The 23,463-nt window shown below is 71.0% G+C and carries 21 protein-coding genes; 11 read left to right on the top strand and 10 right to left on the bottom strand.

Features of this window, described 5'->3' with window-relative positions:
• Window positions 1-16: 16 nt before the first annotated feature.
• The gene (locus ACFQU4_RS17425) at window positions 17-1,039 is read right to left on the bottom strand and encodes an acyltransferase domain-containing protein (protein ID WP_377494107.1); all 1,023 of its coding nucleotides are present in this window, start codon (window positions 1,037-1,039) and stop codon (window positions 17-19) included.
• A gap of 89 nt (window positions 1,040-1,128) precedes the next feature.
• Here ACFQU4_RS17425 and ACFQU4_RS17430 point away from each other — a divergent pair, with 89 nt between their 5' ends.
• Together ACFQU4_RS17430 and ACFQU4_RS17435 are read left to right on the top strand one after the other, a co-directional pair.
• On the top strand, window positions 1,129-1,974 hold the full coding sequence (locus ACFQU4_RS17430; RefSeq protein WP_377494109.1) for a prolyl oligopeptidase family serine peptidase: 846 nt from the start codon (window positions 1,129-1,131) through the stop codon (window positions 1,972-1,974).
• 4 nt (window positions 1,975-1,978) lie between these two features.
• Window positions 1,979-2,347: a nuclear transport factor 2 family protein gene (locus ACFQU4_RS17435; RefSeq protein ID WP_377494111.1), complete on the top strand. Its 369-nt coding sequence runs from the start codon at window positions 1,979-1,981 to the stop codon at window positions 2,345-2,347.
• 20 nt (window positions 2,348-2,367) lie between these two features.
• Here the strand turns inward: ACFQU4_RS17435 and ACFQU4_RS17440 are convergent, their stop codons facing one another.
• On the bottom strand, window positions 2,368-4,719 hold the full coding sequence (locus tag ACFQU4_RS17440) for a glycoside hydrolase N-terminal domain-containing protein (protein WP_377494113.1): 2,352 nt from the start codon (window positions 4,717-4,719) through the stop codon (window positions 2,368-2,370).
• A gap of 83 nt (window positions 4,720-4,802) precedes the next feature.
• Between ACFQU4_RS17440 and ACFQU4_RS17445 the strand changes: the two genes are divergently transcribed.
• The 5 genes from ACFQU4_RS17445 (at window position 4,803) to ACFQU4_RS17465 (ending at window position 7,967) form a co-directional block, all read left to right on the top strand.
• Window positions 4,803-5,105 carry a DUF1905 domain-containing protein gene (locus ACFQU4_RS17445; RefSeq protein ID WP_377494115.1) on the top strand — a complete coding sequence of 101 codons (303 nt, stop codon included), beginning with the start codon at window positions 4,803-4,805 and terminating at the stop codon, window positions 5,103-5,105.
• A gap of 11 nt (window positions 5,106-5,116) precedes the next feature.
• On the top strand, window positions 5,117-5,641 hold the full coding sequence (locus ACFQU4_RS17450; protein WP_377494117.1) for a dihydrofolate reductase family protein: 525 nt from the start codon (window positions 5,117-5,119) through the stop codon (window positions 5,639-5,641).
• Between the two features lie 44 nt (window positions 5,642-5,685).
• Entirely contained in the window at window positions 5,686-6,021 is a 336-nt protein-coding gene (locus ACFQU4_RS17455; RefSeq protein ID WP_377494119.1) for an ArsR/SmtB family transcription factor, read from the top strand.
• Window positions 6,021-6,728, top strand: coding sequence for a cation transporter (locus ACFQU4_RS17460; protein WP_377494121.1), 708 nt, complete (start codon window positions 6,021-6,023; stop codon window positions 6,726-6,728). Before ACFQU4_RS17455 ends, ACFQU4_RS17460 begins: the two co-directional genes overlap by 1 nt.
• 117 nt (window positions 6,729-6,845) lie before the next feature.
• Entirely contained in the window at window positions 6,846-7,967 is a 1,122-nt protein-coding gene (locus tag ACFQU4_RS17465; protein WP_377494123.1) for a ScyD/ScyE family protein, read from the top strand.
• A gap of 81 nt (window positions 7,968-8,048) precedes the next feature.
• Here ACFQU4_RS17465 and ACFQU4_RS17470 read toward each other — a convergent pair whose 3' ends face one another.
• On the bottom strand, window positions 8,049-9,731 hold the full coding sequence (locus tag ACFQU4_RS17470) for a DUF4091 domain-containing protein (protein ID WP_377494125.1): 1,683 nt from the start codon (window positions 9,729-9,731) through the stop codon (window positions 8,049-8,051).
• Between the two features lie 108 nt (window positions 9,732-9,839).
• On the opposite strand from ACFQU4_RS17470, the gene ACFQU4_RS17475 reads away from it, so the two are divergent.
• A complete protein-coding gene (locus tag ACFQU4_RS17475; protein ID WP_377494127.1) occupies window positions 9,840-10,628 on the top strand; it encodes an aldo/keto reductase in 789 nt (262 codons plus the stop codon).
• Between the two features lie 63 nt (window positions 10,629-10,691).
• Here ACFQU4_RS17475 and ACFQU4_RS17480 read toward each other — a convergent pair whose 3' ends face one another.
• Window positions 10,692-11,270: a TetR/AcrR family transcriptional regulator gene (locus ACFQU4_RS17480; protein WP_377494129.1), complete on the bottom strand. Its 579-nt coding sequence runs from the start codon at window positions 11,268-11,270 to the stop codon at window positions 10,692-10,694.
• 106 nt (window positions 11,271-11,376) lie between these two features.
• Here ACFQU4_RS17480 and ACFQU4_RS17485 point away from each other — a divergent pair, with 106 nt between their 5' ends.
• The gene (locus ACFQU4_RS17485; protein WP_377494131.1) at window positions 11,377-12,279 is read left to right on the top strand and encodes an alpha/beta hydrolase family protein; all 903 of its coding nucleotides are present in this window, start codon (window positions 11,377-11,379) and stop codon (window positions 12,277-12,279) included.
• Between the two features lies 1 nt (window position 12,280).
• Here ACFQU4_RS17485 and ACFQU4_RS17490 read toward each other — a convergent pair whose 3' ends face one another.
• The 3 genes from ACFQU4_RS17490 to ACFQU4_RS17500 all read right to left on the bottom strand — a co-directional run bounded on the left by ACFQU4_RS17490 (window position 12,281) and on the right by ACFQU4_RS17500 (window position 15,661).
• On the bottom strand, window positions 12,281-13,444 hold the full coding sequence (locus tag ACFQU4_RS17490) for a mandelate racemase/muconate lactonizing enzyme family protein (protein ID WP_377494133.1): 1,164 nt from the start codon (window positions 13,442-13,444) through the stop codon (window positions 12,281-12,283).
• Window positions 13,441-14,364 (bottom strand): dihydrodipicolinate synthase family protein, encoded by a 924-nt coding sequence (locus tag ACFQU4_RS17495; RefSeq protein WP_377494135.1) that lies wholly within the window; start codon window positions 14,362-14,364, stop codon window positions 13,441-13,443. Before ACFQU4_RS17495 ends, ACFQU4_RS17490 begins: the two co-directional genes overlap by 4 nt.
• Before the next feature lie 121 nt (window positions 14,365-14,485).
• Window positions 14,486-15,661, bottom strand: coding sequence for an enolase C-terminal domain-like protein (locus tag ACFQU4_RS17500; protein WP_377494137.1), 1,176 nt, complete (start codon window positions 15,659-15,661; stop codon window positions 14,486-14,488).
• 16 nt (window positions 15,662-15,677) lie between these two features.
• On the opposite strand from ACFQU4_RS17500, the gene ACFQU4_RS17505 reads away from it, so the two are divergent.
• Window positions 15,678-16,700, top strand: a complete 1,023-nt coding sequence (locus ACFQU4_RS17505) for a LacI family DNA-binding transcriptional regulator (protein ID WP_377494139.1) — start codon at window positions 15,678-15,680, stop codon at window positions 16,698-16,700.
• 181 nt (window positions 16,701-16,881) lie between these two features.
• Window positions 16,882-18,129, top strand: coding sequence for a threonine--tRNA ligase (gene thrS / locus ACFQU4_RS17510; protein WP_377494141.1), 1,248 nt, complete (start codon window positions 16,882-16,884; stop codon window positions 18,127-18,129).
• Here the strand turns inward: thrS and ACFQU4_RS17515 are convergent, their stop codons facing one another.
• Genes ACFQU4_RS17515 through ACFQU4_RS17525 form a run of 3 tightly spaced genes read right to left on the bottom strand, consistent with a single transcriptional unit; the run spans window position 18,130 to window position 23,455 of the window.
• A complete protein-coding gene (locus ACFQU4_RS17515) occupies window positions 18,130-20,466 on the bottom strand; it encodes a S8 family serine peptidase (RefSeq protein WP_377494143.1) in 2,337 nt (778 codons plus the stop codon).
• A 20-nt stretch (window positions 20,467-20,486) separates the two neighbouring features.
• On the bottom strand, window positions 20,487-22,865 hold the full coding sequence (locus ACFQU4_RS17520; protein WP_377494145.1) for a S8 family serine peptidase: 2,379 nt from the start codon (window positions 22,863-22,865) through the stop codon (window positions 20,487-20,489).
• 20 nt (window positions 22,866-22,885) lie between these two features.
• A complete protein-coding gene (locus ACFQU4_RS17525) occupies window positions 22,886-23,455 on the bottom strand; it encodes an NUDIX hydrolase (RefSeq protein ID WP_377494147.1) in 570 nt (189 codons plus the stop codon).
• Window positions 23,456-23,463: the final 8 nt, after the last annotated feature.

Consider the following 23,463-nt stretch of genomic DNA (forward strand, 5'->3'; position numbering starts at 1 on the left):
AGTCTGCCGTACCCGATCAGGGCGGGAACTCGAACCACCCGGTCCGGAAGTGCCAGGCCCGGCCGGACCTGATGTGGTCGACGATGCCGCGCTCGAGCGAGGTCTGGCGCGGTATTTGATCAAGCTCGGCCAACGGCCGCTTGAAGATGAACTCGATCACGGTCGAATTGGAGTCCGGCCCGGTGTCCGGGCTGAGGGTGAACCGCTCCTGGAACCGGATGATGTTGCTGTCCGGGTCCAGATACTCCTTGAGCTGCGGATCCAGCACCCAGGACGAGCAGGTCGCGTAGCGATACGGCTCGTCGGGGAAGTGTTCGGCGAAGAACCGGCCGGCCCGGTCCAGCGCGTCGTCGCAGGACTCCGGCGTCAACCGCCCCTCCGGAATGTGTACGCCGAGCGCCGGCGCCCCGATCCCCGGCGCCGCGACGGCCGATCCCGGATCGAACGTGATCATGGTCCGCTCGAAGTGCAGCCGGCCGAGCACGTAGATCGCGCCGCGGAAGTGGTGGGTGACCCAGTTCTGCGTGTGCAGCCCGCCCTGGCCGTGCAGCGCCCGCCGGTTGCCGAGCTGGCCGGCGAGCACGCCGAGCGCCGCCCAGGAATGATCATCCGGGATCCCGCGGGACCGGTGGAAGGCCCGGGCGTCGGCGGCCGCGGTGAGCATCACCCAGACATAGAGGTAGCGGCCGACCGCCCCGAGCTCGTCCGGCAGGTCCGGCCACGGGCTCAGCGGCGCCACGCTCCCCTGCCGCTCGCGGAGCAGGGTGACGCACCGTTCCAGGAGCCACCACAGTTCCGGCGTGGCCTGCGGATCGGGTCTGGCGGTGACGAGTTCGGCCCGGTCCGCGGCCGCGAGGCCGAGCCGGTCCAGCAGCTCCGCAGACTCGGCGTCGTCGGGCAGCCGTACGTCGTCGAGCGGCGGGTGCTGGGCGAGCTCGTACAGCTGAAGGACGGCGGACGCCGGCAGTCGCAGTCCGGCGATCAGCCGCTCGATCTCGGGAAGATCATTTCGGTATCTCGAACTATCGTTCGGAGTCACGAAACAATCATGATGCCTGTGATCATGGTCCGCAAGCAGTCGGGCTCATCGCTCTGGTCGGGGCCGCCGGGTCGTGGCACGGTGCTGTGATGCCTCGAAGGTCTCCGGAACCCGTCCCGTTCACGTGCTTCGTCGGCGTCGAGTACGCCCGGGTCGGCGGGATCCGGCTCTGCCTGGAGATCCTCGGGCCTTTGCCGTTGCCGACCGTACCCGTCCCGGTGATCGTCCGCATCGACGGCTGTCCGGCCTGGGGACCCGGGCCTCGCTCGGCGGCGATGGTGGCTCCGTTCGCCAATCCCCTGCTGGCCGAGCGCGGCTTCCTGACCGTGGCGATGACGCCGCGGAACAGTAGCCAGGCCGTCTTTCCTGCCCCGTTGGACGACGTGCTGGCCGCGATCAGCTGGCTCCGCGCCAATCCACTCGGGTTGCCGGTCGACCCGCAGCGGATCGGTCTCTGGGGACACTCGGCCGGCGGGCATCTGGCGGCCCTGGCCGGCCTCACCTCGAGCTCCTCTGACACCGATGTCCAGGCCGTCGTGACGATCAGCGGACCGACCAGCCTGATCATGACCGGGGGCGAGCTGGTGAACGACCGGCCGTCGCCGGTAACCGCCCTGGTCGGCGGCGACCTCACCACGCACCGGCAGCAGCTGCTGGCCGCGAGTCCGCTCAGCCACGTGACCGCCGACGCGCCGCCGTTCTTGATCATCCATGGCACCGCCGACGAGACGGTTCCGTTCGACCAGGCCGTGAACTTGCACGAGGCACTCCGGCGGGCGGGTGCCGGCAGCACGCTGGTGCCGTTCGACGGCCGGCACCACAACCTCGCCCTCGATCCGGAGGCTCGTGACGACGAGGCCGGCTGGTTCCGGGCCGGACGGCTGGCCGCCGACTTCTTCACCCGGTCGCTCCGTCGGAACCCGCCGCTATCGTGAGCGGATGAGTGCACTCGACGCGTACGTGGACGCCTGGATCGCCGCCGATGTCGACGGCATCGCCGCCGTGGCCGCCGAGGACTGCGTGATCACCGAGTGCTACGGGCCGGTCTATCGCGGTCGGGACTGGGTTCGGCGCTGGGCCGAGACCTGGTTCGGCGCCGGCGGGATCGTGCACCGATGGGACGTCAACGACCGCTTCGGCACCGCGGATCGCGAGGTCGCCGAGTGGACCTTCGAGTGCACCTGGGCCGGCGAACGGGCCGTATTCGACGGCGCATCGGTGGCACGGGTCAGTGGCGGTCTCATCGTCGAACTGCGCGAATACCAGACCACGGCCCCGCTCTACGACTGGCAGGGAACCTGGCGCTGAGCCCGGCGCACGTCCAAGCCTCAGAGGGGGATTCGGGTCGGAGTGTTGCGCTTCAGGTCCAGGGTGGCCCGGCCGGTGGGCCAGCTCACCTCGAGCGTGCGGTCGGTGTCTGCGCTGACCTCGGCCTCGGTGAGGACTCCCCCGGCCCAGCGCAGGGACACGGTCAGGCCGCCGCGGGCGCGGACGCCGGTCAGCGTTCCGTCCGGGAGCTCGGCCGGCAAGGCGGGCAGCAGGCGGAGGGTGCCGTCGTGGCTGTGCAGCAGGGATTCCAGCAGGCCGGCGACGTAGCCGAAGTTGCCGTCGATCTGGTACGGCGGGTGGGCGGCGAACAGGTTCGGGTAGAGGCCGCCGCTCTGGCCGCCGCGGTCGGTCGACATGTCGCGGAAGATCAACTTCAGCAGATCGGAGACCTTGTCGGCGTGGCCGAGGCGGGCCCGCAGGGCGAGCTTCCAGGCCAGGGACCAGCCGGTCGACTCGTCGCCGCGGGCCTCCAGGCTGGCCCGGACGCCGTCGGCCAGCCGCTCGTCGTCATGATCACCCGGGTAGCAGAAGTACAGGTGCGACACGTGCCGGTGGTGCGGCTCGGCCTGCTCCGGATCGCTCAGCCATTCCTTGATCAGACCGTCCCGGCCGGGGCTCGGCGCCGGGATCCGCGGCAGCGCCGCAGTGGCCGCGGTGACCACCGGATCGTCGGCCAGGCCGAGCCGCCCGGCCAGCCGGGTCAGCTGGCGCAGGGTGTCGCTGATCAAGGTCAGGTCCATCGTCGACGAGACGCCGACGCCGTACGGCGAGCCGTCGATCAGGAAGGCGTTCTCGGGCGAGGTGGACGGCGCGGTGCCGAGGGTCCCGTCGGCGGCATCGACCAGCCAGGCCAGACCGAACTCGGCGGCTCCGCGGAGGACCGGCCAGGCCCGGTCCCGGGCGAAGTCCTCGTCCCAGCGATGGTTCAGCCGTTCGACCAGGTGCCGGACCAGCCACAGGCCGCCCAGCGGCCACATCGACCAGCGCGGCTGGCCGATCCCGGCGCCGGGCATCGCGGTGTAGCCCCAGCCGTCGGTGTTGTGGTGGGCGAGCCAGCCGGGCAGGCCGTACTTTTCCCGGGCCGTCCCGGCGCCGCGCTGCCGCAGCACGTCGATCAGGTCGTAGAGCGGCTCCAGACACTCCGTCAGCCCGGTCGCCTCGGCCGACCAGTAGTTCATCTGCAGATTGATGTTGATCGTGTAGTTGGACCGCCACGGCGCCGGCAGCCGGTCGTTCCAGATGCCCTGCAGGTTGGCCGGATGGCCGCCCGGCCGGGACGAGCTGATCAACAGGTACCGGCCGTAGTTGAACAGCAACTCGGCCAGGCCCGGATCCACCGCCAGCGGCCCGCCCGGTCCGGCATTGGCCCGGTCCAGCCGGCGGTCGGTGGGCAGATCGCTCCCCTGCCCGGCCCCGCCGAGGCGCAGGCCGACCCTTCCGTACAGTCGCTCGACGTCCTCGCGATGGCTTGCCTGCAAGGCTTCCGCGCCAAGGCCGGCCGCCCGGTCAAGGCGTTCGACGGCGTCCCGCCGGCACGTGTCGAGGTCGCGCAGCGCGGTCCGGCCGGCAGCCAGCGCGGCCAGTCCGGGATGCCCGGTGGCGGCGGTGATCATGATCACGCAGCGCCGCACGCCGGTCGCCCGGAGCGCGTCCTCGGCTGCGTCCTCGGTGCCGTCGTGCTGCCACCGTACGGCGACGGCGGCGCGCAGGGCTGCGGCCGGGTCGTCGTCCCAGTCGATCGTGTCCCGCCGCAGATCCACGTCGCTCGGCAGCTGCAGGTCGGCGGTGATCATGGTCGGCTCGCGCCGGGTTCCGAGCAGGCGCAGCGGGGTCTCCACCCGGAACCGGAGGTCGGTCGGCTGCTCGGACTCGACCATGATCACCAACACCGACGGATCGGCGGCGACGAAGGCGGCCCGACGAACCTGGCCGGTCGGCGTCTTGATCAGCTCCGAGTGCGTGGCGGTGGGCAGCTCGAGGTCGCGCCGGTACGTCAGCGGTTCGTGGATCCCGTCCTGCTCCAGGAACAGGTCGACGAACGGCAGGTAGGACTGGCTGTCCGCGTCCTGCAGCCGGACCGCGGCAGCCTCGGCCGCCGCATGATCATCGGCCGCCAGCGCGGCCCGGAGCTCGGCCAGGTTCTCCGGCTTGCCGCGATGATCTTGATCGCCGCTGCGCGGGGAGCCGGACCAGGCCGAGCCGTGGTTGAGCTGGATCCGCTGCTCCCGTACCCCGCCGAACATCATCGCCGCGAGCCGGCCGTCGCCGAGTGGCAGTGCCGCCAGCCAGTCCTGGGCGGGTGCGTGGTACCAGAGCCGTTGTTCGCCGTCGATGGCGTCCCCGTCGATCATGGGCGCATTCTTCCAAGTCGCCGTCGGCCCCGACCGCTAGGGTCGATCCGACACCTGGGGGTGCTCATGGAGGGAGTCGGGCCATGGAGGGCTTGAGGTTCGAGTTCACCGGCGACATCTGGCACTGGCGCGGGCCGGCGCCGTTCCACTTCGTCACCGTGCCGGAGGATGCCAGCGCCCAGATCCGCGACCTGGCCACCGTGCTCAGCTACGGCTGGGGCGTGATCCCGGTGCGGGCCCGGATCGGTGACACCGAGTGGACGACGTCGCTGTTCCCGAAGGACGGCGGCTACGCCCTGCCGGTCAAGGACGCGGTCCGGCGCGCGGAGCAGCTGGCGGAAGGGTCGGTGGTGTCCGTGATCATGGAACCGACCCGGTCACCCTGAGAGGAGCAACCGTGGCGAAACTGCTGTATTCGGCCGCGATGTCACTGGACGGCTTCATCGCCGGACCGGGCGGCGACATGTCCTGGCTGAACCGGCACCCGATCGAGCCGAGCGAGGCGGCCGCGAGCCTGGTCGACCGGATCGGCTGCGTGCTCGTCGGCGGCACCACGTTCCGCGGCGACGATCCGAACCGCGGCACCGAGGAGGAGGGTGCGTTCGCCGGGCAGTACGACGGGTCGACCGTGGTGCTGACCAGGCGGCCGCCGGAGCGGCCGCTGCCCGGCGTGGAGTTCCACAGCGATCTCGTGGCGGCGGTGACCCGGGCGAAGGACCTGGCCGGTGACCGCTACGTCAACGTGCTTGGCGCCGGTGCGGCACGCAGTTGCCTCGAAGCCGGGTTGCTCGACGAGGTCCTGGTCTTCGTCGTGCCGGTCCTGCTCGGCGGCGGCACCCGGGCGTACGACGGCGACGCCGAGGTCGGGCTGGAGCGGCTGCCCGGCACGACGGAACACTGGTACCGCGTGATCAAGAACTGAGTTCAGGATTTCCTGAGTTCAGGACTTCCTGTATCGTCGCTGGGGTGCTGACGATCGCGACCGACATCGAGGCGATGACCAGGTTCGGCCGGGCGCTCGCCGACCCGATCCGGTGCCGGCTGCTCCTGCTGCTCCGCGACGGACCGGCCCATCCGGCGGATCTGGCCGACACCCTCGGCATCAGCCGCTCCCGGCTGTCCAACCACCTCGCCTGCCTGCGCGACTGCGGTCTGGTGGTCGCGATCCCGGACGGCCGCCGGCAGCGCTACGAACTGGCCGACCACCGGCTCGGGCACGCGATCGACGACGTCCGGACCGCCGTCCTCGCCGTCGCCGCCGAACCGGGCTGTCCGGACGCCGCGACCAAGGGCTGCTGCTGATGGCGGTCCCGGCCATGCTGACCGAGCAGCGGCGATCCGTGCTGACCGGCCGGATCCGGCTGCTGGTCGCGGCGACGATCGGCTACAACGTGATCGAGGCGGTCGTCGCGATCACCGCCGGCACGATCGCATCGTCGAGCGCCTTGATCGGCTTCGGCCTCGACTCGGTGATCGAGGTGTCGTCGGCCGCGGCCGTCGCCTGGCAGTTCAGTGCCCGCGATCATGCGGTCCGGGAGGCCCGGGAACGGCGTGCGCTGCGGGTGATCGCGCTGTCCTTCTTCGCGCTGGCCGGCTACGTCACCGTGCACTCGGTGCTGGCGCTCACCGGGACCGGCGAGGCCGAGACCTCCGGGCCCGGCATCGCGCTCGCCGCACTGTCGTTGTTGATCATGCCCTTCCTCTCGTACGCGCAGCGCCGGGCCGGCCGGGAACTCGGGTCGGCGTCGGCCGTGGCGGACTCGCGGCAGACCCTGATCTGCACCTACCTGTCCGCGGTGCTGCTGCTCGGCCTGGTGCTCAACGCCACCCTCGGCTGGAGCTGGGCCGACCCGGTCGTCGCCCTGGTGATCGCCGGACTCGCCGTCCGGGAAGGGATCCGGGCCTGGCGCGGCGACGGCTGCTGCACCCCGACCGGGCTCGCGCTCGCGGTCGATCCGGACGGTGCCGAGGGTTGCGACGACGGTTGCAACTGCTGCTCGAGCCGCTGATCCGGCGGTCGGGGTACGGATTCGGCGGATCTCGTTGCGGGCTCAACGAACCAGGTGTAGGACGGATCACAGCGGGCGGGCCAACGGGGATCCGCCCCCATCCGGGGAGTCAACGCCATGCCTGAACATCCACCTCCGCGCGCCCGGCGACGTCTGATCGCCCTCGCCGCCGGGCTCACCGCCACCCTCACCGTCGCGGCAGGCGCGGCCGGCCCCGCCGTCGCGCACACCTCGGAACCGATCAAGGTCGTGGCCGACGGCCTGAACGGACCGCGCCAGCTCAGCACCGGCTTCGGCCGGTTGGTGGTCGCCGAGTCCGACGCCGGCCTGATCACGGCCGTCGACCCACGGACCGGAAAGACGAAGGTTCTGGTCCGGGACCTGTTCGCCCCGCAGGGCGTCGCCGAGGTCGGCGGCCGCCTCTACATCGCGACCGGCGAGGCGGCGCCCGACACCGAGCCGAGCGGCGCGCCGTCGTCCGGACTGATGGTGGCCAAGCCGGGCGGGAAGGCCCGGCTGTTCGCCGACCTGACCGCGTACGAACTCGCCCACAACCCGGACGGCCAGATCCAGTTCGGCCCGGACGGCAAACCGCTGGACGCGCTGTCGAACCCGTACTTCGTGCTCCGGGACCGGGGCCGGGGCCGGCACGGCTTCCTGCTGGTTGCCGACGCCGGCGCCAACACGGTGCTCAAGGTCGACCGGCGCGGCACGGTGAAGAACTTCTTCACCCCGCCGACGGTCACCACCGGTGCCTGCGCGACGGCGCCGAACAACACCACCAGCGGCGTCGGCTGCGATGCGGTGCCGACCGGCCTCGCGTACGGCCCCGACGGCCTGCTGTACGTCTCGGCCCTGACCGCCGAGATGCCGGGCGAGGGCCGGGTCTACGTGGTGAACCACAAGGGCAGGATCGTCAAGGTGATCAAGGGATTCACCTCCCCCACCGGCGTCACGGTCGACCGCTGGGGCACCGTCTACGTGTCCGAGCTGCTCGAGGGTGCGCCGCCGCCGGACACCGAGCCGCCGCCCGGGTTCGACCCGAGCGAGGTCGGCCAGATCGTCCGGGTGCCCCGGTGGGGTCAGCGGACGTACGCGCAGGTGACGATGCCGAGCGGACTGCTCACGTACCGCGGAACGCTGTGGTCGTCGGCCTGGGCCATCGCGTCCTTCCTCGGCATGCCCGACGCCGGCCAGGTCGTCACCGTGGACCGGAAGGCCTTCGAACCCGCACCCTGACCGTCGACGACGTTCCCTGAGCCTGTCGAAGGGCTGGGCCCGATCGGGCTTGGCCCTTCGACAGGCTCAGGGCGCGTTCGGTCAGCCCGCCAGGATGGCGGCGTTGATCCGTTCCCGGGTCTGCAGGAAGTGTCCCGGGTCGCGCGAATAGTTCGAGAAGGTGACCGTGCCGTCCGGGTCGATGATCTTCAGTACGGCCTCCCGGCCGGCCCTGTCCCGGAGCAGCTGCATGGCCCGATGATCATTCATGGCCTGCGCGGCGACCCGGTGCCGGGTGGATTCCCACACGGTCCGGTCCGGGCCCGGGTAGACGATGAACGGATCGCCGGCCGGGAAGGCGCCGCCGGAGGTCGTGTCGGTGAACGGGCTGAGCCGGGTCCGGGAGTGCTGACCGTTGTAGAAGTTGAAGCCCCAGTGCAGGAAGCCGCCGGCGTCGGCCGCGAACAGCTGGTGGCCGAGCACCCGGTGCCGGGCCGCGGGCATGCCGATGAAGCGGTTCGCGACGATCTTGTTCTGGCTGACGCAGTAGTACACCCAGAGCCGCTCGACCTTCGCCTCCAGGAACGGCTCGACGTGGTTCGTCGCCACGACCGGATTGGCCACCACTCCGCTGGTGTAGAACGAGTAGTCGCTCAGCGCGTCGACGACCAGGCAGCCGTCGAGCAGGTCGGCCACCACCTTCCGGGCCGCCTGGTACGACTCCAGTTGATCATGGTGCGGCTCGTCGGAGATGTGGAAGATGATCTTGGACGGATCCCAGTGCTGACCCAGGTACGCGCGCAGCTCCGGCAGCAGGGCCACCAGGAACCGCCGGTACTCCGGATCGGTCGCGGCGACGTCCCAGCCGAACAGCTGGGTCGGCCGGCCGTCCACGACCGCGTCGATCGCCGGCGTCGCCTTCGCGCCCCACTGGGTGAACAGGTGGGACAGCTCCAGGTAGGCGATCCCGTGCCTGCGGAAGAGGTCCAGCCACCGGCCGAGCTTGTCGAACCCGAACCGGTAGACGCCGCCGTCCCGGGTGATGTCGAGCAGCTGCACCGGCGTCCGCCGGAGCCCGACGGCCGTGTCCAGCGGCGGGGTCCAGAGCGGCGTCAGCAGACCGGTGATGCCCATCCGGGCCGCGCTGCCCACGAATTGATCAAGGGCGGCCCAGTGGCCCTCGTCGAACGCGGTCCCGCCGTAATAGTCGACCAGGCAGTCGGCGTGCAGCCACTGGGTGTTGACCAGGTCCAGCGGCGGCAACTGCTGGTTGATCACCCGCACCGGTACGGTCTCGGCGAACAACGCCTCCTCGGTGCCGGTCCGACGCGCCGTGATCGTCAGCTCCAGGTCCAGCTCGGCGACCCCGGCCGGAGCCTGCGCCGGGTCCACCCGGACGTCGATCCAGACGCTCCGCCAGCTGCCGACGATCGGCTCAACCCGGCCATCCGGCACCGGCCGGAGCACGTCCGGAGCCAGAGATGGCTCGGTGATCACATAGTTGTCGTCATGATCAGGAAAGGCCGGCATCGGTGCCGGGACCAGATCGACCGCGAAGATCGAGGCGTACGGGGCTGCCGTACCGGACAGCGTGAAGTCGAGCGCGTGGCTGCCGACCCGGCCCTCCGGCGGCGGCCGGAACGCGACCTGCACCGAGTACGGCTCGCCGAGGAACACCGAGCCGCCGCCGCGCGGCCCGCCGGTCTCCGCGTGCGCGCGCGGCGGCGCGGACGGAAGCACGGTCTCCAGGGAATCGGTCAGCACGAATTGCCAGGCGCGGGTCATGATCAGCTCCGTTGACGGGACGGCGAGGTCCCCCAACCTTAGACAAGCACGTCCCACTGACTGGGCTCCGGGGCACCGGATCCCGGACCGGCGGGACAGACTGGGGCCATGACGACCGCCGACTACGCACAGCCCGCCGCCACGCTGAGCAACGGACCGACCATGCCGCTGCTCGGGTTCGGCACCTGGCAGATCCCCGACGCCGAGGCGCCCGCCGCGACCGCCGCCGCGCTGGAGGCCGGCTACCGGCACATCGACACCGCCACCGGGTACGGCAACGAGGCCGGCATCGGGCGGGCCCTGGCCGAGGCCGGACTGCCCCGCGACTCGGTCTTCGTCACCACCAAGATGCCGCCCGACCACGTCGGCCGGGAGCGGCAGACGCTCGAGGAGAGCCTGACCAAGCTCGGCCTGGACCGGGTCGACCTGTGGCTCGTCCACTGGCCGCCGAACAAGCAGGCCACGCCGGCCGCCTGGGAGCAGTTCGTCGCGGCACAGGCCGACGGGCTGGCCACCTCGATCGGCGTCAGCAACTACTCGCTGGACCAGATCGACGAGTTGATCACCGCCACCGGCGTCGCCCCGGCGGTGAACCAGATCAAGTGGGGACCGACGCTGTACGATCCCGCGATCGCCGGCGGGCTGGCCGAGCGCGGCGTGCTGCTGGAAGGCTACAGCCCCTTCCGTGCTTCGAATCTCGAGGACCCGACCCTGCTCGCCATCGCCGCTGATCATGACGCGAACGCGGCCCAGGTGATCGTCGCCTGGCACGTCAAGCACGGCTTCGTGGTGATCCCCAAGTCGACCCAGCCGGAGCGGATCATCGCCAACGCCGCCGGCGCCAAGATCGAACTCAGCGACGACGAGGTCGCCCGGATCGACGCCCTCGCTTCTTGATCAACAACGTTCCCTGAGCCTGTCGAAGGGCAAGGCCACCGGTGACCTGGCCCTTCGACAGGCTCAGGGCGCGTTTGAGCTGAGTCCGCGGAGGACGAGGTTGATCAGGTTCCGGGGGTTGTAGCCCGGGTCGGCGTCACCGCCGATGCAGAGGTTGCCGATCCCCCGCATCAGCTCGTACGGCTCCGTGCCCGACCGCAGCTCACCGGCCGCGACGGCGGCCTCCAACAGTTCCGCGGCGACCGGCAGCAGCCGGTCCAGGAACTGCCGATGCAGGGTGGCGAACCGGCCGCTGTCGGACCGCAACGCGTCCGCGAGGCCGTGCTTGGTGACCAGGAAGTCGACGAAGAGGTCGATCCAGCGGCGCAACGCCTCGACGGGTGACGCCGACTCTGCCAGCAGCCGCGGGCCGGCCTCGGCGCACTCCTCCAGTTGGTGCTGGAACACGGCGCTGACCAGGTCGGCCCGGGTCGGGAAATGCCGGTACACGGTGCCCAGGCCGACGCCGGCCCGGGCGGCGACGGCACGGATCGGCGCGTCCACGCCCGACTCCACGAACACCTCCGCGGCCGCGGCCAGCAGCTTCTGCTGATTCCGCACCACGTCGGCTCTGGCCCGCCGTTCCCCACCCGCTTCGGGCATCCGTACCTCCTCGTCTTGAAAACGGATCAACGTTCCGTATAGTAAGTGGAGCGATGTTCCGCTTCTTTGGCCGAGCATAGCCCACCACTTCCGAGAGGACCCTGTCATGCCCGTCGAACCGCACTCACCCGTGCTCTCGTACTTCCCGATCGTGATCCCCGCGCCCGGCCGCCCGGTCGACCTCGAGGTCCGGGTCACCGCCCCCGCCGCCGGCACCGACCTGCCGATCATCCTCCTGTCCCACGGCCACGGAATGAGCAACCACCTCTCCTCGCTGTACGGCTACGCGCCGCTGGCCGACCTCTGGGCCAGCCTCGGCTTCGTGGTCCTGCAGCCGACCCACCTCAGCTCCGCGACCCTGCGCGCGCGGGTCGCCGACGAACCCGGCGAGCCGTACTTCTGGCAGTCCGGGGCCCGGGACCTGACCCGGCTGATCGACGCGCTCGACCTGATCGAACAGTCGGTGCCCGGCCTGGCCGGCCGGCTCGACCGGGACCGGATCGCGGTCGCCGGGCATTCGCTCGGCGGCCTCACCGCGAGCCTCGCCCTGGGCGCCCGGATCGACGAGGTCGACCTGCGCGAGCCGCGGATCCGGTGCGGCGTCCTGTTCGGCGCGCCCGGCCGTGGCGACGTGCTGAACGGGCCGATGGCCGAGCTGGTGGAGTTCACCCGCAGCCTCGACTTCTCGACCATGATCACGGCGGCGCTGGTGGTGGCCGGAGACAAGGACGACTCCCAGCACTTCACCGACGTCGGCCCGGACTGGCACGCGGACCCGTACCGGCTGGCGCCGGGGCCGAAGACCCTGCTCACGGTGTTCGGCGCCGGGCACCTGTTCGGCGGCATCAGCGGCTACGACGCGGCCGAGACCACCGACGAGAACCCGGCTCTGGTCGCGGCGCTCGGCCGGCTGACGGCGGCCTACCTGCGCACCGGACTCGCGGGTACGGACGACTGGGCGACGGCCCGGACCGAGCACGCCGACGCGGGCGAGGTCGAGCAGAAGTAGGTCAGAGCTGGACGGCGTGCCGATGGACGAAGGTCTCGTCCACCTCGGGCATCGCCTGCGGGACCAGGACCGTACCGTCGGACTCCAGGGCGAGCCGGGTCGCCACCACGCCTCGGCTCAGCTCGCTCTGCGCCACGTTGAACTCGACCCAGGGTGCGCTCGGCAGGGTCGCCAGCAGGCTCAGGCTGTAACCGTGCAGCAGGTCGGTCAGCCAGGAGTGGGTGACCACTTGGACGCCGCGCTCGACCGCCGGCTCGACCAGCCCGCGGGCCACGGTCAGCCCGCCACAGCGGGACAGGTCGGGCTGCAGATAGTGGAGGCCGCCGGTCTCGAGCAGCCGGCCGAGCTCCCACCGGGTGGCCTGCTGCTCGCCGGCCGCGAACCGCAGCGCCGGGTGGTCCCGGCGCAGCTCCGCGTACCGCTCGAACTGCTCGGGATGGACGATGTCCTCGACCCAGGTCGGCCGGTGCTCGGCGAGCAGGGCGAGCATGGCGTCCTCCTCGGCCGGGGTCCGCAGCCGGGGCCGACCGTCCTCGTCGAGATACCAGCCGGGGTCGACCATCAGCGCGACGTCACCGAGCGCCTCGGTGATCGCCGCCAGGATCTCGGCGTCCCGGGCCGCGTCCACGCCGAACCCGCCCCAGCCGAACTTCACGCCGCGGAACCCGCGCTCGCGATAGGCCCGGGCCGCCTCGGCGTTGCCCTCCGGCGTACCGCGGAACAGGGTCGAGGCGTAGGCCGGGATCCGGTCCCGGCGGCGGCCGCCGAGCAGGTCGGCCAGTTCCACGCCGTCCCGCTGCGCCCGCAGCGCCCAGAGGCAGTTGTCGATCGCCGACAGCGCCTGCATCGCGACCCCGCGCCGGCCGTAGTAGACCGAGCCGATGTAGAGCTCGTCCCAGAGTTCGGCCGGATCCTCGAACTCGCGACCGACCAGCAGTTCCTCGAGGGTACGGAAGCCCATGGCGCCCATCCCGTCGCCGCGGACCACCCGGGCCGCGACCGGCGCCAGCGTCTCCACGTCGGCCCAGGCCTGGCCGCCCTCGGTGGTCCGGACCCGGATCAGCAGCAGCCAGTCGCCCTGATCGGTCGCCTCGGTGCCGGTCGCGCCGGACCCGTACCGCTCGGTGCCGCGGAGCAGGAACGGCGTGACGTCGCGAATCCTCACCCGGCCGCCTCGACCACCGCGCGGAGCCGGTCGACCAGCCGGTCCACCTCGGCCAGCGTGTCCTCGTCGCCGATCGGGCCGACCGGGCCGCGCATCCGGGCCGACGGCAGCACGCCCTGGCGGACCAGGTTGTGCTTCTCCACCGACACGAACGTGTCAAGGCTGGACTGGTGGGTGATCACCAGGGCGAGCGGCCCGCCGATCTCGTACGCGCGGTCGTAGTCGCCGGCGATCAGCGCCCGCCAGAGCGGCACCATGGCCCAGACCAGGTCGCCGGCCGGCATGGTGCCGATCGCGCCGCGGCGGAAGCTGTCGATCAGGTGCAGGCCGCCGGTCCCCTCGAAGATCCGCGCGCCGCCGTCGGTCGCCTTGCGCAGCGCGGACACCTTCGGCCCGATCGGCGGCGACTCCGGCTTGAACAGGGCCAGGTCGCCCAGCTCCCAGAACAGCCGGGCCTGCAGCTCGATGGACAGCGAGCGGCCGACGTAACCGGAGGCATCCTGGACCACCACCGGCAGCCCGGACGACTCCGCGATCGTCGCGAAGTAACCGAACAGGTCGTCGTCCCCGACCGCGGTGAGCGCCGGCGGCACGGCCATCACCGCCGCCGCGCCGGCCCGGGCCGCGTGCCGGGCGTGCCGGACCGCGGTGTGGGTTGACTCCGCGCCGACGCTGACGATCACCGGCCCGCGCCCGTCCGCCGCCTCGCAGGTCAGGCTCGCCAGCCGGTCCCGTTCGTCGGCGGTCAGCCGCAGCACCTCCGAGACCATGCCGGTCACCACACCGTCGGTGCCCTCGGCGAACAGCCAGTCCAGCTGCCGCCGATGCGCCGTCGGGTCGATCTCGTCGGCGTCGTCGAACGGCGTCTGCACGACGCTGATCACCCCGCCGAGCCGGCCCGGGTCTGTCCGCTCGGTCATCCGCCCCGTCCTTCCGCAGACCTTGCGATCACTTCGATATACCGAAGATTATTACAACAATCGGAGGATAGCGAGCAAGGGTGCGGGCGTTATCGCTCAACTGCTGGGAAACGCGCCCCGGTCAGCGGTCCCGCAGCCGGTCCAGCACCGGCACCAGGGAGGCCTTCTGTTCCAGGCCGATGCCGGGGACCTGCGGCAGCGTGACGTAGCCGTCGACGACCGGGTCCGCGTCGGCGAAGCCGCCGAACGGCTCGAAGATCCCCGGGTACGATTCCGCGCCGGCCAGCCCGCAGGCCGCCGCGATCGCCAGGTTGAACTGGTGACCGCCGTGCGGCACGCAGCGCCCGGCCGACCAGCCGTGCTCGGCCAGCGCGACCAGGGTCCGGTCGTACTCGGTGAAGCCGTAGCTCAGCGCCGAATCCATCTGCAGCACGTCGCGGTCCGGCCGCAGGCCGCCGTAGCGGACCAGGTTCACCGCCTCCTGCCGGGACAGCAGGTTCTCCCCCGTCGCCAGCGGCCCCGGATAGACCTCGGCGACCCGGCTGAGCGCCTGGTAGTCGAGCGGGTCGACCGGCTCCTCGTACCAGCGCAGCGGAAACTCCCGCAGCGCCTCCGCGTACGCGATCCCGGTGGCCGCGTCGAACCGGCCGTTCGCGTCCACGGCGAGGTCGGCGCCGTCCGGCAGCATCGCCAGCACGGCCTCGATCCGGGCCAGGTCCTCGGCCAGCGGGGCCCCGCCGATCTTGAGCTTCACGGTCCGGTAGCCGAGGTCGAGGTAGCCGCGCAGTTCGTCCAGCAGCGCGGACGTGCCGCGGTCCGGGTAGTAGTAGCCGCCGGCCGCGTAGACCCAGACCCGGTCCAGCGGTGTGCCCGTTCCGGCGGCGCCGCGCTCGGCCATCAACTGCTGCACCGGCCGGCCGGCCAGCTTCGCCGCGAGGTCCCAGGCGGCCATGTCGAGGATGCCGACGGCGACGGCGCGGTCGCCGTGCCCGCCAGGCTTCTCGTTGATCATGGCCGCGCGCCAGATCAGGGCCGGGTCCAGCTGGCCGGTGTCCGGGTTGATCAGGCTGTCCGGCTCGGCGCCGAGCACGCGCGGGATGATCCGGTGGTCCAGGATTCCCGGCTGGGCGTAGCGGCCGTTGGAGTTGAATCCGTACCCGATCACCGGTTCGCCGTCGCGGACCTGGTCGGTGACGATCGCCAGCACGCTGACGTCCATGCTGGCGAAGCTGATGTACGCGTTCGCCATCTCCGATTCGATGGGTACGGTGAGGTGGCGGATGTCGAGTATCTGCACGGAAGGGACTCTAGTGATGAGCGAGAGGCGCAAGGCGCCGACCAGCGTGGACATCGCGCGGGCCGCCGGCATCTCCCAGGCCACGGTGTCCCGGGCGCTGAACGGCGGCGTCGTCTCCGAGGAGACCCGGGCCCGGATCCTCGAGATCAGCAAGTCGCTCGGCTATTCGCCGAACGCGGTCGCCCGCGGCCTGGTCACCAGCCGGACCGGGCTGGTCGGCGTGGTCGTCTCCGACATCACGAATCCCTTCTATCCCGAGTTCCTGGAGGAGATCGGGCGGACGCTCGCCGACCGCGGCCAGCAGATGCTGCTGCAGAACGGGCACGCCGGTGATCAACAGGAGGCGGTCGAGCTGCTTCTGCAGCAGCGGGTGGACGGGATCATCCTGACCGCCGCGACGGCGACGCTGGAGATCCTGCACGACCTGGTCCGGCGGCGCTTCCCGCTGGTGCTGGCGAACCGTACCGTCGAGCTGGCCTGCGACTCGGTCGAGGGCGACAATCCGGCCGGGGCCGCGGCGGTGGTCGATCATCTTTACCGGCTCGGCCACCGGCGGCTCGCCATGATCGAGGGGACCACCGGGACCAGCACCGCCACGCAACGGACCGCGGGCTTCCTGGGCCGGCTTTCCGATCATGGAATCGAGCTCCGGGACGAGTTCCGGATCCAGACCGATTTCCGTTACGAGCAAGGGTTCGCCGGCACCGAGCAGCTGCTGGACCGGCGCTATCCCCCGTCGGCGATCTTCTGCCACAACGACCTGCTCGCCTTCGCCGCGCTGAACGCGATCAAGGAACGCGGCCTGCGGGTGCCGGAGGACATCTCGGTGGTCGGCTTCGACAACACCCTGCAGTCGGGCTGGAAGTCGATCGACCTGACCACCGTCGACCAGCCGCTGGCCGCGATGGCGGCCCGCTCGGTCGAGCTGCTCGGCGACCGGCTGGCCGACCCGGAACTGCCGCCGCGTCGCGAGGTGTTCCCGGCGGAGTTGATCATCCGCGGCTCCACCGGCCGCCGCCGGCCGCGGCCGCGGGGCTGAGATTTCCTTGTTGCGCTGGCCTCTCGGCGCGGGTACGGTGAGCGGCATGGATCAGCGCGCACTGCACACCACGACGCCGGACGACCTCCGGCGCGCTCGCTGACCCCTCTCAGCCTCGAAGCCCCGGAGCTTGCTCCGGGGCTTTTCTCGTGCCCGGGCGGCTCCCCGTCACTCCAGGAGCATGATCATGATCGACCAGGACAGACCCTCGGCTCGCGATCATCGCGAGATCGGCCGCGCGATGGGCGTGTTCGCCGGCCACCCCGACGTCGGCGCCGGGCTGCCGCTCTGGCTGCCGTCCGGCGCGGTGATCCGGCACGAGTTGGAGCAGTTCGCCCGGGAGGTGGCGCTGGCGTCGGGCTGCCAGCCGGTCTACTCGCCGGTGCTCGGCAAGCGGGCGCTGTTCGAACGGTCCGGGCACTGGGAGAAGTTCAGCGAGGACATGTTCCCGCCGATGCCGGTCGGCGGTGATCAACTGGTGCTGCGGCCGGCCAACTGTCCGCACCACGCGATGATCTACGCCGCCGAGCAGCACAGTTACCGGGAGCTGCCGGTCCGCTACAACGAGCTGGCGCCGATGTTCCGGTCCGAGCCGTCCGGTTCCTTGAGCGGACTGAGCCGGGTCCGCCAGATCGACCTCGACGACACCCACGTGTTCTGCCGGCCGGACCAGTTGCGGGACGAGGTGGTGCTGGCGCTCGACGCGCTGCTGGACGCGTTCGCGGTGCTCGGCATCGACGTCGAGTACCTCCGGTTGTCCTGTCGCGACGACGGCCCCGGCTTTCTGGGCGAGGCGGATCAGTGGCGGCAGGCCGAGGCCGAGTTGCGGGCCGTCGTGGCGGAGCGAGGGCTGGACTGGCGGGAGGCTCCGGGTGAGGCGGCGTTCTACGGACCCAAGATCGACGTCCAGGTGCTCGATGCGGCCGGCAAGGAGGAGTCGATCGCGACCGTACAGCTGGATTTCAACCAGCCGGAGCGGTTCGACCTGAGCTACATCGGCGAGGACGGTGCCGCGCACCGGGTGTTGATGATCCATCGCGGCATCATCGGGTCGATGCAGCGGATGGCGGCGTTCCTGCTGGAGATCTACGACGGTCGGCTGCCGGTCTGGCTGGCCCCGGTCCAGCTCTGCCTGCTGCCGGTCGCGGCGGCCCAGCGCGAGGCCGCCGACGACGCGGTACGGCTGCTCCGAGCGGCCGGGGTCCGGGTGCGGCTGGAGCCGGACGGCAGCCTGGGCCGCCGGATCCAGGACTCACGATCGCGGCGGGACGCCCTGATCGGCGTGATCGGCGCCAGCGAGGCCGGCGCCGACGAGATCACCGTGGACGATCCGGCGTCCGGCGTCCGGGACCGGCTCAAGCTCGCCCGGCTGGCCGAGTTGATCAAGGAAGCGGTCGGTCGCCGGGACCGGCGGGTGGTGCTCGGTTGATCAACGATGCCGGACGGCGACCTCGTCGACCTTCTCGGCGAGGGTCTGTTCGCCCTCGCCGTTCGGCTTCGCCAGGACGATCGTGTACTTGAACGGCACGGTCGCACCCAGGATGCCGCGGACCCGGAGCTGCTCGCCGTTCTTCAGCGACCAGAGGCCCGAGGCCGTGCAGTCGAGATCCTTCCAGGGCAGGTCGATCGGTTCCTGGCTCGGGGTGAACTCGCCGATCGGCAGCCGGCCGGTGACCGGCGCCCGGTCCTTGATGGCCTGCAGGCAGCCGGGCTTCCGTTGGCTGTACTGGGTGCCGAGCCAGCCGAGCTGCAGCGACTTGTCGCCGTCGAAATGCGCCAGCGTCGCGGTGGCGCAGAAGGTGTCGTCGTACCAGAGCGATTTCGCCCACGGCTTGCCTGACGACCGGGTCTTCGCCACGTCGATCACGAGCGGACAGGACTGCGGACTGGACGCGACCACGAACCGGCCCGAGGCCGAGGCCGCCACCATGGTGTAGGCCAGCCCGCCGCCGTCCAGCTCGACCGCCGTGCTGTCCGGCCAGACCCCGTACAGGCTGTTCGCGTACTCGCCTTGGCTCAAGGTCACCAGTGCCACGTCGCCCGCGGCGCCCACCAGCCTGGGCGCGTCCAGGTCGGTGACTGGGAGCTTGGGCGCGAACGTGCTGCCGGTCCAGTCGGCCGACATCGGGTCGTATTGGGCGATCTTGAAGCCACCGCTGGCCTGAGCGGTGAGCACCTGGTTCTTCTTGTTGAACGCGACGCCGTTGCACGCGCAATCGATCGACTGCTGCCGCCCCGTGAACGCGTCGACGACGGTCAACGCCTTTCCGTCGGCGGCGGCGAACCAGGCGCCGTCGGCGCTGAACGCGAACGCCGGCGTATCGCCCTTCCCGACCTTCTGTACGGCGAGCTTCTTGCCGTCGTCCATGATCAACTCGACCTTGCCGCCGGTCCGCACCGCCGCGCTGATCACCGGCGGCTCGGGCTTCGGTTGCGGCGGACGCTCATCGAGATACCTGGCGGCGGCGAGGATGTCCAGCCGGCCGTAGCCGTACTTGTCGTTGCGCTGTCCGGGCTCAAGATCAAGATCGTCCCGGTTCGTGTTCATGATCAACGCGTTCCGGATGTCCGCCGGGGCGGCCTCCGGATGCCGGGCCATCAGAATCGCCGCCGCGGCCGCGACGTACGGCTCCGCGAAGGAGGTGCCGATGCTCTTGCAGAGCGTTCGCGGGCGGGCCGGATCGTTGACACACGTGGAGAGTGTCTTGTCGTCCGGAATGAAGGCGTCGTGGATGTCCCCGGCCGGCGCCACCAGTTGAACGGTCCGATTGGCCGGCGAATACTCGGCCTTCTTCCCCTTCGAGGTGGCACCGACCCCGAGCACCGTCGGCTGGTCGGCCTGGGCCATCACGTCGTCGCGCCGCCGGCAGTAGTCGGGCCGGCCCGACTTCCGGCCACAGTTCCCGGCCGCGGCGACGGCGACCACGCCGTTCAGCTCCGCGTACTCGTAGGCCGCGGTGAGCGTGGACGATCCCTCGACCTGGGTCGCCGACACACTGAGCACCTGCGCGCCGCTGTCGACCGACCAGATGATCTCGTCGGCGAGCCCCGGCTGGTTGATGCCCTCGGTCACACCCCAGTCATCGCCGTCGCGCCAGTACTGGGCATCCAACAGCTTCACGTTCGGCGCGATGCCGGTGACGCCCTGGCCGTCCGCCGCGGCCGCCACGATCCCGGCGCTGAACGTACCGTGGTCCCGGCTGCCGTCCGTGCCGAGCTTCGTGTCCCTGGCCCCGACCACCCGGCCGGCCAGTTCGGGATGGTTCGCATCGACGCCGGAGTCGATCATGGCCACCCGGAGCTCCGACTGTTCCTTGGGCCACAGCTCCAGCAGGCGATCACCGCCCAGGGTGTCCCGGTCCGGTTGCTCGAACTGCTTGCCTTCGCCGCTCTCAAGATCGTCGAACGGCGGCACGGCCGCCTGCGCCCGGTCCGCCGCGACGACGTCCGGCTGCTTCCGCAGCTCGTCCAGCTTCGCCGCGACCTCGGCGTCGGCGACCAGGACCGTCTCGGGGACCAGGCAGTGGCCGCGGAGCCGGATCACACTGAGCTGTGCGTCGCCGGATCCCGACGGCTTGGTACGCGGCAGCTTGGTGCAGGCCGGGTCGGGGCGGGCCTGCTTGATCAACTCGTGGTTGACCGGCTGCTCCACCCGGTCCGGTTGGGCGGTCGGCTGATCACCGACGATGTTCATCACGGCGATCACGGCCACGACGACGATCACGACACCGAGCGCGATCGCTCCGACCAACCAGGGACGCTTCACGACGGCACAGTCTGCCAGTCTCACCGCGGCCGAACCACGATGACCTCGGCGCGGTCGGCCAACTCGACGTCGGGCTTGCCGCCGGGCCGGGCGCGGATCACCCGGTAGTGGTACGGGCTTCGATCGATGGACGGCATCAGCCGACCGACCTCGAGGCGAACCGACTCGCCGTTGGACAGGTGCCAGACCCCGGCGGTCCCGCAGGTCAGCTTCGCCCAGGGGTCCTCGGTGTAGCCGTCGCCGGCCTTGAATGCGCCGATCTTGATCCGGGAGCCGACTGCGACCACCGAGGGGTCCTCGGGTTCCCCTGCAGGGCAGGAATCCCGGACCCCGTCGTCGGCGGCGATCCAGGCAGCGTGGAGCTCGTCGCCCTCGAAATGCAACGAGGTCGGCCAGCAGGACAGCGCCGCCGACGGCGTCAGCCACTTCGCGTAGGCCTTGCCGCCGGCCTTGGACTTCTCCAGGTCGATGAGTCGGTACTGGCGTGGATCGGACCAGCAGGTCTTCGTCCCGGTCGCCACGACATACCGTCCGTCCGGTGAGGCCGTGACCCGGCCGATCCCGTCCTCGGTGTTGTGCAGCCGGACGACCGTGCTGTCCGGCCAGACCCCGACGAGTTCCTCCAGGTTGACCTCGGTCGGCCCGACGGTGAGCAGGACCACGTCGCCCGCGGCGCCGACGACCTTCGCCGCTCCGCTCTCGCTCGGGTAGAGCTCCGGCGCGTACGTGGTGCCGGTCCAGTCCGTCGTCAGCGGGTCGTACTGGGCGACCTTCACCGACGCGCCGACCTGGGCGGTGAGTACCTGGTTCCTGGTGTTGAACGCGACTCCGCTGCACTCGCACGCGGTCGACTGCTGCCGACCTGTGTACGCATCGACGACGGTCACCGTCTTCCCGTCGACGGCGGCGAACCAGGCCCCGTCCGCGCTGAAGGCAAGCTCCGGTGTCGCGCCTTCGGGATCCAGCTTCTGCACGGCGATCTTCTTGCCGGAGTCCAAGATCAACTCGGTCTGGTGAGTCGCCGACTCCAGACCGGTCTGCTGGGCCGCGGTGATCACCGGATCCTCGGGCAGCGGTTCCGGTGGGTGGTCGTCGAGATACTGGGCGGCGGCGGTCACGTTCAGCTTGCCGTAGCCGTACTCGTCGTTGCGCAGGCCGCGTTCGCCCTCGATCGGATCGGCCGTCATGATCAACGCCTGCCGGAGGTCCGCCGGGCGGGCCTCCGGATGGCGGGCCAGCAGGATGGCCACCGCGCCCGTCACGAACGGTGCCGCGAACGACGTCCCGTCGTTCGTGCACAGCGTGCGTGGGCCGGAGACCCGGGTGACGCAGGTGGACAGCACGTCCTGTCCGGGCGCCATGATCATCACGGTGCGGTTCGCCGAAGAGAAGTCGGCCCGGTTGCCGTCATCGGTCAGGGCACCGACGCCGAGAACGGTCGGCTGATCGGCCTGGCCCGCGACCTCGTCCGGCCGGTCGCAGGCCTTCCGGTCGTACTCGCGTTCCCAGGGCAGGGTGATCCGGCGGCCGGTGCCGCCGCAGTTGCCGACGGCCGGGACCAGCACGACCCGGCTCAGTTCGGCGTATTCGTACGCGGCCCGTAACAGAGAGCTGTCGGAGGCTCCCGCGGACAGGTTGATCACCCGGGCGCCCTGGTCGACGGCCCAGATGATCTCGTCGTGGATGCCCTCCTCCCCGACCGTCGCGCCGCCGCGCCAGTACTGCGCGTCGAGCAACTTCGCCTTCGGCGCCAGGCCGGTGATCCCGGTGCCGTCAGCGGCGGCCGCGATGATGCCGGCCACTTCGGTGCCGTGCGACGCGTAGTCGTCGTCGCCGAGTTCGGTGTCCTTGACCGCGACCACCCGGTCCCCGAACTCGGCCTGCTTCGGATCGATGCCAGTGTCGACGACACCGATCTTGAGCTCGGGCGCATCGTCCGGCCACAGCGCACTCAGCGCGGCCGCGCCGCCGAGTTCGTCGAGGCCCCACTGCCTCTCCTCGGTGCCGTCGGTGGCCGGGTACGGGTCGCGGGGTGCCGCGGGCGGCCGCGGCGATTCGGCCCGGTCGGCGGCGACGACGTCCGGCTGCTCGCGCAGCTCGGCCAGTTTCGGCAGCACCTCGGACTCGGCGGCGAGCACGGTCTCGGGAATCAGACAATGACCGCGGAGCCGGATCACGCCGAGCTTGACGTCGCCGGCACCGGAAGGCTCCGGTCGCGGCTGACGCGCACAGCCGGGGTCCGGCCGGGCCTGCTTGATCAACTCGCCCTTGACCGGCAGCTCCGGCCGGTCCGGCTGCACCGCCGGCTGCCGGCCGAGTCCGCCGACCACGGCTAGCACGGCGACGACGATGATCACCACGCCGAGCGCGACCGCTCCGATCAGCCAAGGACGCTTCACGGCCGGTCAGTCTGCCAGCTTCAGCCTCGGTCCGCTGGCAGAATCCCGGCCAACATGGCAAGCCGTACCACGTCGGCGTGGTCCGGGTCGTGCACTTCCAGGTATGCGATGGCCTGCGTCGGCGGCAGGGTGTGCACGCCGGTGATCTGCTCGGCGTCCGGCGGGCTGGTCGGTTCGGCGACGACGGTGGCGGGAACGTGTGCGTACGCCCAGTAGCCGACCGGGTGCGCGAAGTGGGGCCGGTGCGGAGCCGGGTCGCCGCTCACCGCGACGTGCGCGCCGAACACGACCGGCGGGCCGTCCAGCCGCAGCCCGGCCTCCTCCATCGCCTCCCGGTGCGCCAGCTCGTCGACCGACTCCCCCGGCTCCCGGCGGCCGCCGGGCAGGAAGCGCCAACCCTCGGAGCTCTCGCAGACGACGACCTCGCCGGTCGCGGTGATCGCCAGCAGGTGCAGCCGGTTGATCGCGTCGTCCGGCACCGGGTCGACGGTGAAGGTGAGATCGCAGTTCGCGTAGTCGACCCGGCTCGGCTGGAAGAGTCGCGGCAGCCTTGCGGCCAGTTCGGTCGGTCCGGGTGACACGCGCATCATGATCTCAC

This window comes from Microlunatus sp. GCM10028923 (assembly GCF_042666975.1).
Lineage (GTDB): Bacteria > Actinomycetota > Actinomycetes > Propionibacteriales > Propionibacteriaceae > Microlunatus.

Excerpts from the sequence above, each read along its gene's own strand:
- ACFQU4_RS17480 (WP_377494129.1), bottom strand. The coding sequence starts at position 11,270 with ATGCCCGAAGCGGGTGGGGAACGGCGGGCCAGAGCCGACGTGGTGCGG.
- ACFQU4_RS17440 (WP_377494113.1), bottom strand. The coding sequence starts at position 4,719 with ATGATCGACGGGGACGCCATCGACGGCGAACAACGGCTCTGGTACCAC.
- ACFQU4_RS17485 (WP_377494131.1), top strand. The coding sequence starts at position 11,377 with ATGCCCGTCGAACCGCACTCACCCGTGCTCTCGTACTTCCCGATCGTG.
- ACFQU4_RS17435 (WP_377494111.1), top strand. The coding sequence starts at position 1,979 with ATGAGTGCACTCGACGCGTACGTGGACGCCTGGATCGCCGCCGATGTC.
- ACFQU4_RS17430 (WP_377494109.1), top strand. The coding sequence starts at position 1,129 with ATGCCTCGAAGGTCTCCGGAACCCGTCCCGTTCACGTGCTTCGTCGGC.
- thrS (WP_377494141.1), top strand. The coding sequence starts at position 16,882 with ATGATCATGATCGACCAGGACAGACCCTCGGCTCGCGATCATCGCGAG.
- ACFQU4_RS17470 (WP_377494125.1), bottom strand. The coding sequence starts at position 9,731 with ATGACCCGCGCCTGGCAATTCGTGCTGACCGATTCCCTGGAGACCGTG.
- ACFQU4_RS17445 (WP_377494115.1), top strand. The coding sequence starts at position 4,803 with ATGGAGGGCTTGAGGTTCGAGTTCACCGGCGACATCTGGCACTGGCGC.
- ACFQU4_RS17465 (WP_377494123.1), top strand. The coding sequence starts at position 6,846 with ATGCCTGAACATCCACCTCCGCGCGCCCGGCGACGTCTGATCGCCCTC.
- ACFQU4_RS17505 (WP_377494139.1), top strand. The coding sequence starts at position 15,678 with ATGAGCGAGAGGCGCAAGGCGCCGACCAGCGTGGACATCGCGCGGGCC.
- ACFQU4_RS17475 (WP_377494127.1), top strand. The coding sequence starts at position 9,840 with ATGACGACCGCCGACTACGCACAGCCCGCCGCCACGCTGAGCAACGGA.
- ACFQU4_RS17460 (WP_377494121.1), top strand. The coding sequence starts at position 6,021 with ATGGCGGTCCCGGCCATGCTGACCGAGCAGCGGCGATCCGTGCTGACC.
- ACFQU4_RS17495 (WP_377494135.1), bottom strand. The coding sequence starts at position 14,364 with ATGACCGAGCGGACAGACCCGGGCCGGCTCGGCGGGGTGATCAGCGTC.
- ACFQU4_RS17525 (WP_377494147.1), bottom strand. The coding sequence starts at position 23,455 with ATGATGCGCGTGTCACCCGGACCGACCGAACTGGCCGCAAGGCTGCCG.